Below are 17577 nucleotides of genomic sequence, written 5' to 3' on the forward strand. Positions count from 1 at the left end.
ACTTCTGATGTTTGATACTATTGTTCATAAGGTGGTAGCATTCTACAGAAACCGTTGGCTCGGCCTCGACTACCTTCTCATTCAATCTTCGCTACATAAAATACCCAGCCGCTTGGCTGAATAAGCTCGTCAGCACACCAACAAACCTGAGCGCATGACAGGCAAAATTGACCATGCAGCATGGTAGCTTAGGCGCTTAGCTGTCAGCATCGCCGCCTTGTTCGTTCAGCCCCGTTCAGCCCCGTTCGCCTTGGTGCTTTCTCTCGTGTTGAACCAGCTCAGAAACCCGCGCCCAATGATTTCGAATCATCCACCACTGCAGCAGCGGAAGCCGGAACTTCGGTCGCTTGTTCAGGCGCGGCTCAATCGCTTCCCTAAGCCAAACAGGATCGAATCCAGCCCACTCTCCAGCTACACACCGAAGGTTCCATATCAGAACGGGATACAGCTCATACCTGAGGAACTTTTCGGTTTCTTGAACCGAATACGGAGATGAAGCCACGACTCGAGCAATCCGTTGATAGTCGGCCTCGTCCAAATCAGTATCGAGAAAGAATTCGGAAAGCGCCTCCCACACTGGCAATCGCTCCTCCACCACTGATGCAGGCCTAGAGATGTTCAACTTTTTTTTGCCGAGCGTCCAAAGCCAGCCCAGTGCTGACCGACAGCGCGCCTTCGATTTGGGTCTAATGGTTATAAAATCTTTAAATTTACGACTCGGAGCGGGTCAGGAGTCAGCGTCGCCGCCTTGTTCGCTGCGTGTTATGTTAGGGGAACGACCTCGGGAATCAACTTCCGAAGTAGGTCGTAGTCTTCTCTACTTACACATCCAACGATGCAGTCTTGGCCACCGAGATCGAAATAGAAAAATATCTTCGCAGAATCCGTCTGAGCCAACAGATTAACGAAGTGGCCAAAAACCTTCGAATCCACCCAATCGTTGTCGACCTCGCAATCAAATCGGATGGGTTTACCATCTAGCTTGAACGAAAGCCACGCCTTCTTCTCCTCGATGTCTACGTAGTCCTCAATATCTGTGAGAGGGAGAGAGCCATCAGCCATCTCAACCATGCGCTTGGCGATATCGACGTAAGAGCCGTGATCCTCAATACATTCAGTATCGAAATGCCAGAGATTCTTCGATCTCGGTGTCCAGGGCGGCTCCTCTTGAGTCATTCCAACGCCGACTAGCGTCATGCTGAATCCGGGTTCTTCGTATTCGGCGCGCCCCCAACTACTCAGCAAATCATCTACCGAGAACTCGGGGCGAAGCTTGATCCCGCAAGATGCCAATGCCTCAAGCTTTTCCTCGAGCGTCTTTGGTGATGGGGAGGAATCACCCCCGGTGTTGTTGGATGGCTTGTTGCAGCCGAAGAGTGATGAGAAGAAGCCCATGGCGAGAATTGGCAGGATGCGATGCATTATTCTTCAGCGAACGTAAAATTCCATGGCCGCGTGTAGAACGCCCGCCAACCATTCATGAGTTGAACTGTAAAATGTCCTCGGACTGCGAACGGTTAATGGTCGATGGCAATGACTTGTTAGACGAAATTCTCAGGTATCAAGAGAAATATCTTCCCAGTCTAGATTAGCGTCACATACCCATTCAAGGGCCTTCCGTCGCTCCATAATAATACTCAAATTCACGCGTTCATCGGTTATGCCCGATAAGCTGTTGTTCCGCGCATACCAATGCACTCTATAGAACTTGTCTAACTCGATGAATATGGCCCTCTTAGAGAACAGCTTAAAATGGTTGATGCAATCATCCGCAGGCTCGTTTGTCTCGAAAGCAGGCAACATCGAAGCAAGTGAATCTTCAACACACGTGTTAAAGCTTAAATTGCTGTGTTTACCACCACACCACATTAATGCCCATATCGCATCCATAGACCAATCTAGATTAATCTTATCTTGTTGAGGCCATTCATCATAGCTGCGCGAAAGCCGTTCTCTCTCACAATCTGTTAAACCACCCAACAAGCTATTAGATTGAAGATAGTTCTCAATATATTCATTCGGAGCACCAAAATGTAATTGAAGTAATGCCGCAAGAATTACAGAGCGAGTAGCAACGTCTTTTGGCTCTCTGAAACGTGGTTTATCCAAATGAGGTAATGATTCCATTACTGGTATTTCCATTTCATTCAGTAATCGGGTGTTCTCCCCTTTGATTTTATGTGGATTCAGCAGCATATAATCATTGTCTAACTCATAATTAACCTCACACTTGAAAATACCCGCTAGGGATTATTTTCCGTGGTGAGATGAATCTCTTTATCTTCCCTACTCGGAAACCCCTGGGCCCATGGTGCCTTTGGTGGTTTCTGATTGGGGTTTGGAAGGTTCTGCTTTGGCGGTCGATTCGATTTCGATGCCTTCGGCGGCGGCGAAGTCGGCGAGGGCCATTTCGGCGAGGGCTTCTTCCTCGGCGGCTTTCATGTTGATGTCGCCCATGTCGAGGGAGTCCTTGGCGACGCGGGCGCGGCCTGCGGCTTTGGTGCGTTCTTCTTCGACCATGCCCTCGAGACGGTTCAAGGTATCGCCGGAGCCACCGATGGAGGTGACCATACCGGAGGCCATTTCGTTGAGTTCGGCCATGGCGGTTTTCACCTTCATATCGTCGATATCGCGTGAGAGTTCCTCGATCTTTTTCTTGGCGGTGCTGACGCTGACGTCGCGGGCTTTGACCAGCTCCTTGTAACGGACTTCAGCTTCTTCGAGCTGCACGGCCATTTCATCGTGCTCTTTATCGACGGCTTGCAGCTTCACAGCATACTGCCCGGCGAGCTCGCGGTTACCGGCTTTCAGGTTGGCGGCGGTTTTGGCGCGGAGTTCTGTTTCTTCCTTATCGAGCTTTTTCGTCTGCGACATCAACTTCTCGACCAGCCCTGCGTGGGTGGCGAGCCCCTTGTTAAACTCAGCGATCTGCTTGCGCAGGTTTTCCTTTTCGACATCCAGAAGAGCTTCCGGATTACGTTTTTCAAGGCCGCCGATGAACAGGCCCATAAAGCCTTTGATGAGGTTTCCGATTCGTTTAAACATGATAAGTTAGGTTGATTGCGTGGGATATTGCAGGAAAGCACTGCAGCACGCAAGTATAAGAGAGGGGAGGATTTGTAATCCGGCGCAGGATCAATCGCGGGTTACCAGGGCGCGGAGGTAAACGTCATCCCCAATTTTCTGATACTCGTGACCATGCAGGGGGACTTCGCGTGGCAAGCCAGCAAATCCAGCATCCGCACCACCGGTGACCATCGGCGCGTAGAACACCGCCACTTCGTCCACCAAACCGGCGTCGAGGAAGGCACCTAACAAAACACCGCCAGCTTCCACCATCACTTGGTTGCAACCACGGTCGGCGAGTTGTTTCAAGGCAGCTAACAGATCTCCATCCTCCTGCACCAGAGTGCGTTCGGCATAGGCATCGGTGAAGACCTTGGCGTGGGCCGGCAGGTTCGCCTGATAGCCACGGGTGATCACCATGCGCCAGGGTTGGGGCTTGGCTGGAAAATGGGGCGAGCGAATAGTCAGTGCGGGGTCATCGATACGCAGAGTGTTGCCACCGGTGATGATGGCATCGGATTCGAAGCGCAGCGCCTGGACCTGCTCGCGTGATGCCGCACTGGTGAGCCATTGACCCTCGCCGGGTGGTCGGGTGATCCGACCGTCCAAGCTGATGGCGGACTTTACCAGCACCCAGGGGAGGCCGGTGACCTGTTTCTTGGCAAAGGCACGGAGCAAGTGCTCGCAAGCCGCCAGCTCAACACCAGTGCAGACATCGACTCCGGCAGCGGTGAGCAGCTCACGAGCGCGGCCACGGTGCGCTGGGTTCGGGTCCTCAGCGCCGTAGACCACGCGGGTGATGCCAGCCTCCATGATGCCATCGGTGCAGGGTGGGGTGCGGCCGTGGCTGGAGCAGGGCTCGAGGGTGACATAAATCGTAGCGCCGCTGAGCTCGTGGTTCTGGCTTCGGGCATCGGCCAGCGCCTCGCGTTCGGCATGCGGCTGGCCGGCACGCTGGTGCCATCCTTTTCCAAGCAGCACCCCATCTTTCACGATGGCGGCACCGACAGCGGGGTTCGGTGAAGTCAGGCCGATACCGCGGCGGGCTTCGCGAAGTGCCAGCTGCATCCATTTGCAATCGTAGGCCGTGGGAATCATGGCGGATTTCTATCGGTCTCAGAGGCAAAACGCAAGCTGTGAACAAGCGGGATCAGAATGTGGATAACTTGTGGAATCATTGAGCCCAAATCGATCGACCCCATTCCAAGCACCCGCTGGCGAGTACCCACCCAGAGTTTTTCACCATGTTATTGATCCCGTGGAACACCAGTATCTATCGCATGGAACGGCCCAAATCTGAAGTTATTCACATGTAGAAGAAGAAGAAATGATTTAGGTTTAAAATAATCTCTTAATAGAAACGTGAATAAATAACTTTGGGGAACAAGTCTGGGAAAGAGAAATGGAGAGAAGGATTTCATGACTTGACCGAGATCGGGGAAAAGGGGAGCATCACACGTGGAAAGAAAGCAAAGTAAGATGAAGAGAGACGATTTATTACATACGGAGAAAATCCTGGCCGACCGGAAGACCTTCTACCTGGACCTGAAACAGAACGCACGCGGTAAGGTGGTCAAGATCACCGAGGAGTGCTCAGGCAACCGTGACACCATCATGCTGCCCACAGAGGTGCTCGGAGACTTCATAGACGCTCTGACGGACATTAAAAGCACTGCTGACAGCTCGGACTAAGCGCACAGGCATTTTCAATGCCTATTGCTTGACCACAGGTGCTGTGGCATTGAGCCGCTTCACGACGTTGAAACCGTCGCCGAGGTGATAGAAATCGAGCACCAGGAAGTTGGGCTTCCGCTGGAATGTCTTCACTGCGAGATCGACTCGCTGCTGGAGGAAAGGAGCGGCATTGGCCACCTTGGCGTGCTCGATCTTGGGTAACCCGGTGGTGATGAAGTGGTTCAAGATGAATAAGCGGTTGCTGCGTTTACCTCGTCGGGCTTTGGCCGCTAACAAATCCGCGGTATTTTTTGCCTGCCAGTTGGTTTCCCATGCGTGATCCCAGACAGGCATGTACCATTTCGGCACGGCCTTGCCTCTGGCCACGCGGTCTGAGAACACCACCAGGCGTTTTCCAGAGGCTCGCATCGCTGTGAGGGTGGGCCATGGCTTGGTGGGGTCTTGGAAGTGGCAGAAGCGTGCCAGACCGGCCTGACTGATCTCACGCGCTACCTCAGCGGCTGGCACCTTGGATTCGAGAATCAGGGTGATGACGCTGTCTGGATGTTTGGTGAGGAAATCGTGCAGCGTTTTGAGCTCGATGCTGAATTTCTTGGAGCCGAGAAAGCGTGCCATCTCCGGTCCGTGGCGCAGCACCAATTGACCGTCCTGTTTCCAGATATCAAGCATCAGAGCATGGACACCGTTGTCCAGCTGCGCGGCGATGGTGTGTTTCTGATTGGCAAACCGCCAACCGTCATCACTGGAGTTCATCGCATTGTGGCTACACAGCCAAGTGATCTGATCATAGCGGGGCTCTGCTGAGACCGCGGAGCTGAGCATCAAGATGGCAATGAAAGCTTTGATCATGGTCTAGGACTTCCACTGGTTCTGCCACTCGGCCGGGAGACGCTGGGGCCGACCAGCTGGCATCTGGACCATGGCGAGTGCTTGGCGACAGGTGATCAGGTTTTCACTTTCGCCTTTGCGTCTGACAGTGAACTCGCACCAGAATTTCGCACGGTTGAACTCGGCGAGCCAGCCGTGGATTTCCAACTCATCGCCTAACTTGGCGGGGCGGCGGTAGTCGATCTCGGTGCGGACCACCACGGGAAACAATCCGGTTTCGGCCATGTCCTTGAGGCGCATGCCCATGGAGGTGGCCAGCTTGGTGCGGCAGGTTTCGATCATCCGCAGGTAGGCGATGTTGTGCACCACGCCGCCGACATCGGTATCAAAGAACATGACCTCCTCCTCGGTGGTGAATTCTGGTTTCTTGGCCGGCGCGTCAGACATGCCATCATCATTCTCTGGATTTTCTAACAATCAAGGGTTCTCTTGCCGGTCTAGCAGATGACCATGGTTTGACTTGCGATGAGTCGCCGGATGCGCCATGCTGCGCGCATGTTGAAAAAACCGGCCATGCGATCTGTGAACACCGCCCGACTGGTGTATCTGCTTGTGTGTGAGCTGGCGGGCGCAGGTATCGCGAACTTTGCGGGTGGCCCGGATATGATCTGGGTAGGCATCGTCATCGGCCTGGTGGTGGCTGCCTTTTTCATCCTGGTGGAATCGCTGATGAAGCAGTTCACCCTGCGCGGATTTTCTAACGCAACAGTCGGCCTGCTGATTGGTCTGTTCTGCGCCTGGCTGCTCTCGCGAGTGGGGGTGCTGGATTTGTTAGAGACAATGATGTCGGTCAATGAAAAAGGCCGAACGACCGCACTGAAGCCGGAGCATATCGATGCCATCATCCTTGGAATGAATGTCACCCTTTTTTCCAGCCTCGGCTTCCTCGGAGCGGTGCTGGCGCTGCGCAGTGGCGGTGATGACTTCTCCCTGTTGATCCCCTACGTCCGCTTCCATCGCGAATCGACTCCTGGGCCGCCCTTGCTGCTGGATGCCCACGTGATCGCCGACAGCCGCCTCTACGGTGTGCTCAATGCCGGCTTTCTGGAAGGCAACCTGATCATCCCGCGCTTCATTCTGGAGGAGCTGCACATCATGGCGAACTCGCCCTCATCGAGTCGGCGCGCGCGCGGGTTGCGTGGGCTGGAAACGCTGGAGCGACTGCAGAAAAACGACCATTTCCGGATCAATATCCACGATTCCGAGGCCGGTTCCAACTCGGACACCCACGATGCCCGGCTGATGCACACCTGCCGCCTGCTCACGGCACGCCTGCTCACCACCGATGAAAACCTCACCAAAGCCGCGCGCCTGCAAGGTGTCACGGTGCTCAACATCAACGACCTGAACCAGGCGCTGAAACCGAAGATTGCCGTTGGCGAGCGCATCCGTCTGCCCCTGGTCCGTGCTGGAAAAGACGAACACCAGGCCGTGGGCTACCTGCCGGATGGCTCGATGATTGTGGTCAACAATGCGGTCAACAAAATCAACACCACTCAGGACGTGACGGTGATCAGCACGCTGGAAACGGAGGCCGGGCTGATGGTCTTTGCCGAGCTGTTTGAGCTCGATAACTAGCTAAGTCGCTCACTGGAGCGAGGGGCCTCAGAGGCTTTTCTTGGTCGGTAGCACCGCATTGGCGAACAACAGGCCGATCACCAGCGAGATGAAAATCAGAAAGGCTTGGGTGCCATTGGTGTAGTGGTCCGCGATTTGTTCGCCGGTGATCCACGAGTTCAGCAGCAGGTAAGTTTTACTACCCGGCACCAGCACCACCAGTCCGCCCGAGAGGATGATCGAGCTGGGGATGCGGCTGAGGTTGGCGTAGAAATTGGCGAAAATTCCTACGCAAAAGGCGCCGAGAAACATCCCCGAGGCGACGCCGAAGTGCTGCTCACCGCTGCGCGCCACGTAGAACCCGATCAGAGCCGCAACCGCGCACCAGAGCATGCGCTGGGGGCGGATATTGAAACAGACCGTCAGGGAAATCGACAACAGCGCGATGGCGGGCAGCGTTTTCCACTGGGGCATGTTGTGGATCCCGTGGAGATCATCACCGGCTCCCGCGCCCCAGAGCAGCACCCCGATACCGACACCGAGGATGGAGCCGAAGTAGAGCTTGAACAGGGTCATCACCGCATGCACCAGCTTCGAGGTGCCGGAGATCAAAATCCGACACGCAATCTCACTAAGTGAGGTGGTTAGCGCCAGTCCGGGAATGAAGATAACGATGGTGGATAGGATCACGAAGGGCACGTTGATCTTCACCCCGATGGCGGCAATGCCGGTGGCCATGATGCCCGCTAGCATGGCTGAGACGATCTCGATGGTGTCCGAGAGTCGATCGACCTTTCCCCCTAACTTATTGAGGTAGAAAATCACGATCGTAGCGAGCGCGGCGACGATGACGTTGTTGTAGTTGAACGACATCAGCGCGGCAAAACTCGCGCTCAGCACCACTGCGCCAATCAGGCTGGTGAAGTGGCCGTAACTGGGGCCCATGCGGAAAATCTGCTGCAGCTCGTCCCTGGCCTGGCTGAAATTGCACTCGCCGCTTTCCACCTGGTCGACCAAGGCATCGATGAGTTCCAGTTTTCCCAGATCACCATCGGCTGGGTGCACCCGTTCGATGTGGATGTGCTGATCGGTCTTATCGTGTAGCCAGAAACAGGACGTGATGCTGGTGGCATTGATCAAAAAGCTACCATTGATGCCCAGCACCCCACAGAGGTTGGTGAGGTGCTTCTCGATGCGATGACTGGTGGCACCACACTCGTGCAGAGCCAGCCCCAGCTCGGAAACAAAGGCGGCTTTCTTGAGATATTCTTCCTCGGTCATGACAGGTTGTTGTTAGATCGAGGCAAAAAAATTCCCCGCGCCCCCGCGAGTGCATTCGCGGGCATTCGCGGGGATGGGAAAATTAGCCTCCGGTTTTAGGATTGCGCTTTTTCTTTTTGGTTTCTGGGGTGGCATCGCGCATCGGTTTCTTGGCATCGCCTTGACCCATTTTTTGAGCGCGCTGCTGTTCTTCCATGCGTTCGGCCATGCGTTCCATGAAGGTTTTCTTGCCGTTTTTCTTCGGTGTGCGTTTCACCAGCTCAGCTTCCGGCATGCGGTTGGTGAGCCAGGTCTGGCCGATGGAGAAGATGTTCTGCGTGGTCCAGTAGAGCGCCAGTGCGGAGGCGAAGTTGTAACAGAAGAAGAAGAACATCAGAGGCATCAGCATGAAGATCCGCTGCTGCATTTTGTCGCCAGTTTTCGGCGTCATTTTCATCTGCAGGACCATGGTCACCGCCATCAGAATGGGCAGCAGGTTGATCGGTAAGGCATCGCCGAGGAAGGGCAGGCTGAAGGGGAGCTCGAGGGTGGTGAGGGTATCGGGCATCGACAGATCGTCCACCCAGAGGAAGCTTTCGCCGCGGAGTTCCACCGCGAACTGGAGCATCTTGTAGTAGCCGAAGAAGATAGGAATCTGCAGGAACATCGGCAGGCAGCCGCCCATCGGGTTGATCTGATACTCCTTGTAGAGCTTCATCGTTTCCTGATTCAGCTTGGTCGGGTTATCGGCGTATTTCTCACGCAGGTCCTTCATGATCGGCTGCAGCTTGCTCATGCGCTTCATGGTGCGCGTGGACTTGTTGTGCAGCGGCCAGATGGCACAGCGGATGAGAATGGTCAGGGCGATGATGGAAAGCCCCCAGGCCCAGGTGTCGGCAGTCTTGGAAAAGGCAACGTCGTGCAGCCAGTTCAGAACGCTGTAGAGGAAGACCGAGATGGGAGTGAACCATCCGTAGTTCATGACTTCCTTGGCATCGCCATCGAGCTTCTTCAGCACGCTGTAGCTCTTGGGGCCGAGGTAGACCGAGTAGCTCAGGGTTTCCGCTTCTTCGGAGGCGAGCTTGGTGACCGGCAGGGAGAAGCCGGAGCGGACGGAATACTTCGGCTTTTCAGGATCGGCACCGGGCAGATCGATCTTGGACGCCTTGGCCCAGTAAGTGGAAGGTTGTTTGACCTTCGGCTGAATCATGGAGGTGAAGAACTGGTTGGAAACACCGGCATACTCGAGCTCTTCCACGCTTTCCTGGAACAGCGGGCGGGCATCGCGCCAGAAGCCTTTTTTGAACCAGTTGCTGTCCTTGATGGTGAAGCTGCCGTCATCGAGGAAGTAGGCACCTCCTTGGTTTTCCCACTCGCGCGGGTGCAGCGGGGAGACGCTACCGCAGAACATGGAGTAGTTGCCGATGTTGATTGAGTTCTTGCCGGTGTTGGTCAGGGTGACTTTGAGGTTCAGACGCCAGGCTGCGCCGGGAGCATCGGCATCTTCCTCCAGCGACCAGCGCTTGGTGATCTTCAGGCCGCCGGGTGTGGTGGCTTCGCAGAAGATAACGCCGTCTTTTTCCACCAGCTGGTAGTGCAGCGCGAGGTAGTCATCGACTCCTTCGGTGAAGGCGCCGATGGGGGCTGGGGAGTGCTCGTTGATGGTGACGAACTCGCTCTCCGCGTGGATTTTCTTCTGGTCGAGCAGGCGGGCGAAGGCGATGCCGCCTCCGTTTGAAGTAAAGTGGAATTCCACCTGGGGCCCACCCTCTTTTCCGGAGGTGAGCACGGCGGTTTTCTCACCGACCTTGGGGATATTCGGCTCGCGCACCATCTCGCCAACCTCAGGCTTGGCCTCACTTTCAGGGACCTCGGTGAGATCGGTCTCTTCGAGAGTTGGTTTGTTTTCCTCCGGTGCCTGCTTGGGCATGAAGTAGTAGTTCGCTGCGAGCAGAATGCCGCAGATGGTAAGTATGATCCAGCCTTTGCGATCCATGATGTTTGTTGGTTATTAGGAAATTGGGATTAGGAAATGAGAGATGGGTTGGCTCAGGCGAGCCGAGAGAGATTACTTTTTGGGTGGCACCGGGTCCTCGCCGCAGCCGCCCCACGGATGGCAGCGGAAAATACGACAAATGCCAAGCCATGATCCGCGATACGGGCCATGAATTTTGACCGCTTGGAGGAAATAGTTCGAGCAGGTCGGGTGAAAGCGGCAGCCACTGTTCGGCCCACCGATGACTTTGAGCACCGGATTGAGGAATTTCTGGTAAAATCGAATGCCAAAATAAATGAAGCGGCTGATGCAGTGAGTGATGAGTTTCACGGCGTGGTGTCGAGGATTCCGAGACGATTCGCCTGCTTCAACCAATCGGCCTCGAGCTGGTCGAAGCTGGCCTCCGGTGCGCGCCAGCGGATCACGGTGACGATGTAGCGGCGGCCTTGGATGCGGTGCAGGTGCTTGGCCAGGATCGCTTGCACCCGGCGGCGTAGATGATTACGGGTGACGGCATTGCCGACTTTCTTGGTAATGATGACACCCGCCTTGTGGTGCGGCAGTTGCTCATCGGCCAATGTGCTGAGCACGAGGTAGGCGCCGCCTTTGGCCTGTCCTTTCTGGCGCGTCAGCGAGAACTCCGCGTGGCGCGTCATGCTGTATTTCCTACGCAGACGCATGCTGAGTGAGGGGAAAGGGGGCGGCTTGGCCGTTGAGCCACTGGGCTAAACGCAGAAACGGCCACCGAGGGGTGGCCGTCTCAAATTATACGTTAATGTCTGTGGCGAGACGCAAGTGTGCACCGTCAACCACAGCCAGACACGCCTAATTAAGCAGCCTTGGTGTGCTGCTTGACGTGGCGCTTGAAGTGGATCTCGGCACCTTTTGGAAGGAGACGCTTACGTCCCTTTTGGCGGCGACGGCGGAGGCAGTCACGGCCTGCTTTGGTGCTCATGCGGGCGCGGAACCCGTGTTGACGTTTGCGGGTGCGCTTGGAAGGCTGGAAGGTGCGTTTCATGATGAAAGACGGTTGGGACGGTTAGGTCTGGTTAGTGATGGTTCGTTGCTCGGAGTCTGTGTAGGACGTTGCCCATCAGACGTTCGCCGGTTGGCGGAATTACCCTAGCCAGCGATTCTGCCAGCGGACGGGGCGGGCAACCTAGGGAAATTTTGACCGTTGTCAACCCGGCATTGTCCGGAAAGGCAAAATTCTTAAAAAAAACTACCCAGAGGGGCAAATCCTGATAATTTGTCGCCATCCATGGCCGCCAACAACATCCCAGCCAGCGATTTAGCTGAAATGTCCGCCGATCTCTCCGATCGGGCCGAACGCACAATGGACAGCAATCCCAGCGTGCGCGTGGAACCTGCTACCATCGAGGACCTGCCGGAGCTGGTGGAGCTGCTGACCGATCTGATGGAACTGCAGGGCGACTTCATCCCGGACCGCAACGCCCACGAACGTGGCCTGGCGCTGATTCTCGAGCAGCCGAACCGCGGCCGCATCTTTGTCCTGCGCAACGACGAGCAGATTTTCGGCATGGTCAACCTGCTGTTCACCATCTCCACCGCGCTCGGTGGCTTGGTGATTCTGATGGAGGACTTTATCATCCACCCCAACCACCGTGGCCAGGGCTACGGCGAGGTGCTGCTGGATTACGTGTTCGAGTTCGCCGATAAAAAGGACTTCAAGCGGATCACCCTGCTGACCGATAAAATTGGCTCCGAAGCGCAGAATTTCTTCAGTAAGGTCGGCTTTGAATACTCGAGTATGATTCCCATGCGCCGATTGACCAAGCCGGGGCAAGAAGATCAAGCAATCTAAACTAATAGATTAAAAACTTTTACTCGTCCGGCACGAAAAAGGCATCAAACAGCGAGGGAGTGATGTATTTTTCCTCCGCAGGCGCGCTTGAGCTTTTTGGCTGAGGTTGCGGCGGCGATGCCGGCTCGGGCACTGATTTGACTTCGGGTGCTGGCTCGGTGATGGCTTCGATCTCCGGCTCGCTGACGACTTCGGGCGCAAATTCCACCCAGGCGGTGGGTTCGTGCTGTTCGGCGCAGTGGACTTGCACCTTGGCGAGTCCGGCCGACTGCAAACCGCGCGTGATCGTGCGGGTGGCGATGTTCGGACAATTGCAGTCGGAGCTCAGGTGACAGAGCATCACGGTGCTGAGTTTCTCGCAGGCGACATCGCGCAGCAGGCTGGCGGTTTGATCGTTGGAAAGGTGGCCGTGACGGGAGGCGATGCGTTGTTTGGTGGCCCAGGGGCGTTTGGTATCGAGCTCCAGCAAGTTTTCATCGTAGTTCGCCTCCACATAGATCGCGTGGCTGCCTTTGAGCTGCTCGCGCATCAGGTGGGTGACGTGACCGACATCACTGACCATGCCGAGTCGGGTGCCTTGGCCGTTGAGAACGAAACCGACCGGTTCGGCGGCGTCGTGCGGAATGCGGAAGGCGCGCACCGAGAGCTCGCCTAGTTCGAAATCCTGATCGCTGTGGAACACCCGCCAGGGGATCTGGCTCTTCATCTTGTAGCTGAGGGCCTCGCGTGTGAGGGCATTGGCATAGACCGAGATCTCGCGTTGGCGCAGCAGCACATCCACCCCGCGGGCGTGATCGCTGTGCTCGTGAGTCAGTAGAATGGCGTCCAGCTGGTCAGGTTCCACCCCCAGGCGTTGCATGCGCAGCACCAGTTGTTTGGCGCTCAGCCCGGCATCGACCAAGACGGTGGTGGATCCGCACTGGACCAAGGTGGCATTTCCACCACTTCCACTCCCGAGAACCGCCATGCGCATCATGGCCGTGAGTGTGCCCTCGTCGATGCGTAGAATCAAGTGTGGAGTCGTGCCACGCCGTGGCAGCTGGGATAAATACTTGTTAATGCCGAATTTCTCAGACAGATTCCCGCCATGAACATCACCCAGATCTTACTCGGCTCTACCGCCGCGATGTTACTCGCCGCCTTGATTCTTTCCTACAGCGCCATGCGCGATGGCGAGGTGGAAGATGGATATCGCCAGACCGCCAAAGAATTGATGGACGAAAACTCACGGCTGCAGGCCGAGCTCGAGCGCCTTCGTGGTGCCGCCCCGACCGCAGCCCCCACACCGGCCGAAAAACCTGACTCCATGACCGCCGCTGAACTCGACGCGCTGAAGAAGGAGAACAAACGCCTCCAGGAAGAAAAAATCGCCGCCGAGGAAAAACGCAAACAAGCCGAGGCCGAAACTCTGGCGATGAATGAACGCAGCGTCGGCCAGCGCGACAAGGAAGCTCGCCGCGCCCGCCTGATCGCCAATGCCATGGTGATGGCCCAGGTCACTGAGGTGCCGGAGGACAACGGCGTCATTCCTTTCGTGGTCATTAATGTGAAACACACGAACGTCCGCGTGGGAACTCGACTTGCGATCAGAAGAAACACCGGTATCGTCGGCGAAGTCATTGTCACTCGCATCGATGACGAAGCCCAGATCGCCGATCCACTGCCGAACCCAGTGGGCAAGATTGACATCAAAGTGGGTGACGAACTCATCGTCGCTCCTTTATAGACTATAGTAGACTACCGCCGAGCGCTCACAGGTCGCTACGTCGATTCAAACCTCCACTTTTCCCCAGTATGAAGCTACGTCCCATGATCCAGCCCGCCGCCGCGGGAGTTCTCGCCTTGCTCAGCCAACCACTGCTCGCGCAGAGTGAATCGGTATCGACCACCACTGGTGAGATCATCGAGCCGGTGTCGGCGGATTTGATCGGCGGCATCGACCCGCATTTTCAGCTGGAAGGACCCATTGCGACGGCTGATGCCGGCTACCTGACGTTTTTCCTGGATAACGATTTGTTTGGCGGCACGGATGAGAACTACACCAACGGCGCCCGACTATCATGGATCACCGAGGGCAAGCCGGCGATCGATATTCCCTTCGTTCAGGACAACCTGCACCGCTTCAGTGGTGGCAGTGAGAGCTTGAACTGGATGCGCAAGATTTGGGGTTTCCGCCACCCGGCGCAGATCGAATACAGCTACGGCTTCGCGCTCAGTCAGCTGATGTTCACCCCGGCCACGCGCGAAGCGCTGGTGCCTCCCGAGGGCGAGCGTCCCTATGCCGGCTGGGCGGGTCTCGGGTTTTCCCTGCACGCCCGCGATGCCCACGCACAGAACTCGGTGGAAATTGCCATCGGTGTGGTCGGTCCGGCGTCCTACGCGCAGGAAACGCAGGATTTCATTCACGACCTGCGGGATTTTGACAAGTTCCAAGGCTGGGACAGCCAGATCCCCAACGAGATCACGCTGAACCTCTACTTTAACCAACGCCGCCGGATCGAAAGCCTGCACAAGATTCAGCTGCCAATGGATCTGAAAGTGGACGGTTTTACCGAAACCGGATACGCGCTCGGCAACTTCCGCACCGATGCCCGGATTGGCTTTCTCGTGCGTGCCGGGTGGAACTTGCCGGTGGAGTTTGCCGATCCCCGCTTATCTGCCACCGCTCACACCCAGCGCCTCTACAGTGGCGCGGGCAATAGCAACAAGTGGTCGCTCTACGGCTTGCTCGGTGCCCAGGCCACCGGCGTGCTGCATGACATCACCTTGGACGGCCCCTTGTTCCGCAACTACGATACCAATGTCGACCGCGAACCTTTTGTCGCCGAGCTCTATGCCGGCTTTGGCGTGCGCTACTCGGATCTCGAGTTCAGCTACGTGCACACCTACCGCACCAAGACCTTCGAAACGCAGGATAAAAACCAATCGTTTGGCTCGCTGGCCATCCGTCTTCGTTTCTAAGTGAGGCCGATGACTGGACTAGTCCGATGGCGTGCATGGGCAGGTGTGGTTCTGCTGGGACTGACGTTCGGCCAGAGTGCCGTGGCTGATCCCACCAGCTACCTTGAAAATGGCAAAACCTACTACCGTCCGGCAACCCTGCAGACCTCCCAACTGCGCGGCTGGGAACAGCTTAGCGATGAGCGGAAGGCGCTGATCCGTCACGCGCTCACGATCCCCAAGCAGCACGGGTGGTTGAAATACCGCTTTGGCGGTGCTACGCCCCAGGCGGGTGGTTTTGATTGCTCCGGCGCGATGTATTTTGTCCTGCGCGGACTCGGGTTCAAGATTCCGCGAAGCTCGGCGCAGCAGTATCTCTGGTTGAAGGATGCCGGGAACATCCACCCGATCCCAGCCGGTGTCAGTCGCCTGGATCACAGCTCCTTTTCCCTACTCACCCCCGGCGATCTGCTGTTCTGGAGCGGCACCTACCGCCCCACCGACGGCCGCAAGGTGAACATCAGCCATGTCTCGATCTACCTCGGTCAGGAAAAAGACGGCCGTCACGTGATGATCGGCGCCACCAAAGGCCGCAGCTACCGAGGAAAGCGCGGCGATGGCTACGGGGTATACGATTTTAAACTGCCGGCGAAAACGAGTCGGGCGAAATTCATCGGCTACGGGCCACCGGTCGGGCTGAAGAAATGACGAAATTAGACGATAGATAAAAATCTCCTCACCAGTAAACTAAGCAGCCTATGAAACGGATTTACCAACTAGCCGCCGCCGTGGTCGCCTCGACCGCGCTGGCCCAAGCCGCCGAAAAACCCAACGTCGTGATTATCTACGGAGATGACATCGGCTGGGGAGATGTCGGTGCCTACGGGGCGAAACTCATCCCCACACCGAACCTTGACAAGATGGCCGGACAGTCGCTGCGCTTCACCGATGGCCACTGCTCCGCAGCCACCTGCACCCCATCACGATTTTCCATGCTCACCGGAATCCACGGATTCCGCCACAACGTCCGGATTCTGGCACCCAATGCGCCGATGAAGATTCAGCCGGACATGCTGACCCTGCCTCAGCTGTTCAAGAAAGCGGGCTACAAAACCGCGGTGATCGGCAAGTGGCACCTTGGCATTGGCGATGGCAAGAATGAGGTCGATTGGAATGGCGCGGTGAAGCCGGGCCCCTTGGAGATCGGTTTCGACTACTCCTTCCTGCTGCCGTCCACCAACGATCGCGTGCCCTGCGTCTATTTGGAAAACCACCACGTTGTGGGACTCGATCCCGCCGACCCTCTCTATGTCGGAAAACGTCCACCGGAAGGGTTCACCGGCACCGTTTACCCGGACGCCCGCAAGAGCCCGGAGGCGATGACCTACTACAAAAGCACCCACGGGCACAATAACAGCGTGATCAACGGCATCGGCCGGATCGGCAAAATGTGGGGTGGCAAGTCGGCGCTCTGGGACGATGAAACCATCGCAGACGAGTTCGTGAAACAGGCCCGCAAATACATCTCGGCGCAGAAAAAAGGGGAGCCGTTTTTCCTCTACTGGGCCGCGGCTGACATCCACGTGCCACGCGCACCGAATCCTCGCTTCAAAGGCAAATCCGGACTGTCCTACCGCGGCGATGCCATGGTGCAGTTCGATTGGTGCGCCGGCGAAATCATGAAGGTGCTGGAAGAACAAGGACTGGCGGAGAACACCATCGTGATCTTCTCCAGCGACAACGGACCGGTCTACGACGACGGTTACGACGATGGCACCACGGTGAAAACCTCCAGCAAAGAAGTCGACCGCGGTCACGACGGCTCCGGCCCCTACCGCGGTGGCAAATACCAGATTTACGAAGGTGGCACCCGCGTGCCGCTGATGGTGCGCTGGCCGGCAAAAATCAAACCCGGCGTGTCCAAGGCGATGATTAACCAGATCGACTTCATGGCGAGCTTTGCCGAGCTGCTGGACATCGAGCTGGCTGCTGACGAAGCGATTGATAGTCGGAACGTCCTGCCGGCCTTGTTAGGCGAAGATCAGGTGGGCACCCGCCTGCTGATCGAAGAAGCCCGCGGCAAGGCGCTGCGCGATGGCGATTGGAAATACATCGCCCCCAGCGGGAAAAAAGGGAAAGGCGAACTCTACAACCTGGCCACTGATGTCGGTGAGAGACGCAACCTGATCGGCAAGGAGAAAGAACGCGCCGCCGAGATGAGCGCGACCTTGCAGAAGCTGGTGCAGTCGAAACAAGGCGTCCGTGCCGAGCTGGCCCAATAAGCCAGAGCGACCACCACAAAACCATCATCCAAACGCCGGGGCAGATCGCTCCGGCGTTTTTTTGTGAC

At 56.5% G+C, this 17577-nt stretch carries 20 protein-coding genes; 7 read left to right on the plus strand and 13 right to left on the minus strand.

Annotated elements, in window-relative coordinates; all coding sequences use genetic code 11:
* Positions 1-235 precede the first annotated feature (235 nt).
* The 5 genes from JO972_RS16835 to ribD form a co-directional block, all read right to left on the minus strand.
* Complete coding sequence (locus JO972_RS16835) at positions 236-598, minus strand: DUF7079 family protein (protein ID WP_425498304.1); 363 nt, start codon at positions 596-598, stop codon at positions 236-238.
* Between the two features lie 164 nt (positions 599-762).
* Positions 763-1395 carry a hypothetical protein gene (locus tag JO972_RS09760; RefSeq protein ID WP_309489854.1) on the minus strand — a complete coding sequence of 211 codons (633 nt, stop codon included), beginning with the start codon at positions 1393-1395 and terminating at the stop codon, positions 763-765.
* 159 nt (positions 1396-1554) lie between these two features.
* On the minus strand, positions 1555-2196 hold the full coding sequence (locus JO972_RS09765; protein ID WP_309489855.1) for a DUF4272 domain-containing protein: 642 nt from the start codon (positions 2194-2196) through the stop codon (positions 1555-1557).
* Positions 2197-2286: 90 nt separating this feature from the next.
* Positions 2287-3045: a PspA/IM30 family protein gene (locus JO972_RS09770; protein ID WP_309489856.1), complete on the minus strand. Its 759-nt coding sequence runs from the start codon at positions 3043-3045 to the stop codon at positions 2287-2289.
* A gap of 90 nt (positions 3046-3135) precedes the next feature.
* Complete coding sequence (ribD, locus tag JO972_RS09775) at positions 3136-4164, minus strand: bifunctional diaminohydroxyphosphoribosylaminopyrimidine deaminase/5-amino-6-(5-phosphoribosylamino)uracil reductase RibD (protein WP_309489857.1); 1029 nt, start codon at positions 4162-4164, stop codon at positions 3136-3138.
* Positions 4165-4545: 381 nt separating this feature from the next.
* Here ribD and JO972_RS09780 point away from each other — a divergent pair, with 381 nt between their 5' ends.
* A complete protein-coding gene (locus JO972_RS09780) occupies positions 4546-4758 on the plus strand; it encodes an RNA-binding protein (protein ID WP_309489858.1) in 213 nt (70 codons plus the stop codon).
* A 21-nt stretch (positions 4759-4779) separates the two neighbouring features.
* On the opposite strand, the gene JO972_RS09785 is transcribed toward JO972_RS09780, so the two are convergent.
* Together JO972_RS09785 and JO972_RS09790 are read right to left on the minus strand one after the other, a co-directional pair.
* On the minus strand, positions 4780-5610 hold the full coding sequence (locus JO972_RS09785) for a phosphoinositide-specific phospholipase C-related protein (RefSeq protein ID WP_309489859.1): 831 nt from the start codon (positions 5608-5610) through the stop codon (positions 4780-4782).
* A 3-nt stretch (positions 5611-5613) separates the two neighbouring features.
* A complete protein-coding gene (locus JO972_RS09790) occupies positions 5614-6036 on the minus strand; it encodes an acyl-CoA thioesterase (protein WP_309489860.1) in 423 nt (140 codons plus the stop codon).
* Between the two features lie 126 nt (positions 6037-6162).
* Here JO972_RS09790 and JO972_RS09795 point away from each other — a divergent pair, with 126 nt between their 5' ends.
* Positions 6163-7227: a PIN/TRAM domain-containing protein gene (locus JO972_RS09795; RefSeq protein ID WP_309489861.1), complete on the plus strand. Its 1065-nt coding sequence runs from the start codon at positions 6163-6165 to the stop codon at positions 7225-7227.
* 27 nt (positions 7228-7254) lie between these two features.
* Here the strand turns inward: JO972_RS09795 and JO972_RS09800 are convergent, their stop codons facing one another.
* From JO972_RS09800 to rpmH, 5 genes are all read right to left on the minus strand, one after another.
* Positions 7255-8487 carry a threonine/serine exporter family protein gene (locus JO972_RS09800; protein WP_309489862.1) on the minus strand — a complete coding sequence of 411 codons (1233 nt, stop codon included), beginning with the start codon at positions 8485-8487 and terminating at the stop codon, positions 7255-7257.
* A gap of 82 nt (positions 8488-8569) precedes the next feature.
* Positions 8570-10462: a membrane protein insertase YidC gene (gene yidC / locus JO972_RS09805; protein WP_309489863.1), complete on the minus strand. Its 1893-nt coding sequence runs from the start codon at positions 10460-10462 to the stop codon at positions 8570-8572.
* A 72-nt stretch (positions 10463-10534) separates the two neighbouring features.
* Entirely contained in the window at positions 10535-10792 is a 258-nt protein-coding gene (yidD, locus tag JO972_RS09810) for a membrane protein insertion efficiency factor YidD (RefSeq protein ID WP_309489864.1), read from the minus strand.
* Positions 10789-11142 (minus strand): ribonuclease P protein component, encoded by a 354-nt coding sequence (rnpA, locus tag JO972_RS09815; protein WP_309489865.1) that lies wholly within the window; start codon positions 11140-11142, stop codon positions 10789-10791. Before rnpA ends, yidD begins: the two co-directional genes overlap by 4 nt.
* A 149-nt stretch (positions 11143-11291) precedes the next feature.
* The gene (rpmH, locus tag JO972_RS09820) at positions 11292-11480 is read right to left on the minus strand and encodes a 50S ribosomal protein L34 (RefSeq protein WP_343221574.1); all 189 of its coding nucleotides are present in this window, start codon (positions 11478-11480) and stop codon (positions 11292-11294) included.
* Positions 11481-11723: 243 nt separating this feature from the next.
* Here rpmH and JO972_RS09825 point away from each other — a divergent pair, with 243 nt between their 5' ends.
* Positions 11724-12287, plus strand: coding sequence for a GNAT family N-acetyltransferase (locus tag JO972_RS09825; RefSeq protein ID WP_309489866.1), 564 nt, complete (start codon positions 11724-11726; stop codon positions 12285-12287).
* Positions 12288-12306: 19 nt separating this feature from the next.
* On the opposite strand, the gene JO972_RS09830 is transcribed toward JO972_RS09825, so the two are convergent.
* Positions 12307-13299, minus strand: coding sequence for an MBL fold metallo-hydrolase (locus JO972_RS09830; protein ID WP_309489867.1), 993 nt, complete (start codon positions 13297-13299; stop codon positions 12307-12309).
* 75 nt (positions 13300-13374) lie between these two features.
* Here JO972_RS09830 and JO972_RS09835 point away from each other — a divergent pair, with 75 nt between their 5' ends.
* From JO972_RS09835 to JO972_RS09850, 4 genes are all read left to right on the plus strand, one after another.
* On the plus strand, positions 13375-14013 hold the full coding sequence (locus JO972_RS09835) for a hypothetical protein (RefSeq protein WP_309489868.1): 639 nt from the start codon (positions 13375-13377) through the stop codon (positions 14011-14013).
* Positions 14014-14081: 68 nt separating this feature from the next.
* Complete coding sequence (locus JO972_RS09840; RefSeq protein WP_309489869.1) at positions 14082-15248, plus strand: lipid A deacylase LpxR family protein; 1167 nt, start codon at positions 14082-14084, stop codon at positions 15246-15248.
* A 9-nt stretch (positions 15249-15257) separates the two neighbouring features.
* Entirely contained in the window at positions 15258-15935 is a 678-nt protein-coding gene (locus JO972_RS09845) for a C40 family peptidase (protein ID WP_309489870.1), read from the plus strand.
* Between the two features lie 50 nt (positions 15936-15985).
* Complete coding sequence (locus tag JO972_RS09850) at positions 15986-17509, plus strand: sulfatase family protein (RefSeq protein ID WP_309489871.1); 1524 nt, start codon at positions 15986-15988, stop codon at positions 17507-17509.
* Positions 17510-17577 lie beyond the last annotated feature (68 nt).

The organism is Oceaniferula flava (assembly GCF_016811075.1).
Taxonomy (GTDB): domain Bacteria; phylum Verrucomicrobiota; class Verrucomicrobiia; order Verrucomicrobiales; family Akkermansiaceae; genus Oceaniferula; species Oceaniferula flava.

Excerpts from the sequence above, each read along its gene's own strand:
- JO972_RS09760 (WP_309489854.1), bottom strand. The coding sequence starts at position 1,395 with ATGGGCTTCTTCTCATCACTCTTCGGCTGCAACAAGCCATCCAACAAC.
- JO972_RS09765 (WP_309489855.1), bottom strand. The coding sequence starts at position 2,196 with ATGCTGCTGAATCCACATAAAATCAAAGGGGAGAACACCCGATTACTG.
- JO972_RS09770 (WP_309489856.1), bottom strand. The coding sequence starts at position 3,045 with ATGTTTAAACGAATCGGAAACCTCATCAAAGGCTTTATGGGCCTGTTC.
- ribD (WP_309489857.1), bottom strand. The coding sequence starts at position 4,164 with ATGATTCCCACGGCCTACGATTGCAAATGGATGCAGCTGGCACTTCGC.
- JO972_RS09780 (WP_309489858.1), top strand. The coding sequence starts at position 4,546 with ATGAAGAGAGACGATTTATTACATACGGAGAAAATCCTGGCCGACCGG.
- JO972_RS09785 (WP_309489859.1), bottom strand. The coding sequence starts at position 5,610 with ATGATCAAAGCTTTCATTGCCATCTTGATGCTCAGCTCCGCGGTCTCA.
- JO972_RS09790 (WP_309489860.1), bottom strand. The coding sequence starts at position 6,036 with ATGTCTGACGCGCCGGCCAAGAAACCAGAATTCACCACCGAGGAGGAG.
- JO972_RS09795 (WP_309489861.1), top strand. The coding sequence starts at position 6,163 with ATGCGATCTGTGAACACCGCCCGACTGGTGTATCTGCTTGTGTGTGAG.
- JO972_RS09800 (WP_309489862.1), bottom strand. The coding sequence starts at position 8,487 with ATGACCGAGGAAGAATATCTCAAGAAAGCCGCCTTTGTTTCCGAGCTG.
- yidC (WP_309489863.1), bottom strand. The coding sequence starts at position 10,462 with ATGGATCGCAAAGGCTGGATCATACTTACCATCTGCGGCATTCTGCTC.
- rnpA (WP_309489865.1), bottom strand. The coding sequence starts at position 11,142 with ATGCGTCTGCGTAGGAAATACAGCATGACGCGCCACGCGGAGTTCTCG.
- rpmH (WP_343221574.1), bottom strand. The coding sequence starts at position 11,480 with ATGAAACGCACCTTCCAGCCTTCCAAGCGCACCCGCAAACGTCAACAC.
- JO972_RS09825 (WP_309489866.1), top strand. The coding sequence starts at position 11,724 with ATGGCCGCCAACAACATCCCAGCCAGCGATTTAGCTGAAATGTCCGCC.
- JO972_RS09835 (WP_309489868.1), top strand. The coding sequence starts at position 13,375 with ATGAACATCACCCAGATCTTACTCGGCTCTACCGCCGCGATGTTACTC.
- JO972_RS09840 (WP_309489869.1), top strand. The coding sequence starts at position 14,082 with ATGAAGCTACGTCCCATGATCCAGCCCGCCGCCGCGGGAGTTCTCGCC.
- JO972_RS09845 (WP_309489870.1), top strand. The coding sequence starts at position 15,258 with ATGACTGGACTAGTCCGATGGCGTGCATGGGCAGGTGTGGTTCTGCTG.
- JO972_RS09850 (WP_309489871.1), top strand. The coding sequence starts at position 15,986 with ATGAAACGGATTTACCAACTAGCCGCCGCCGTGGTCGCCTCGACCGCG.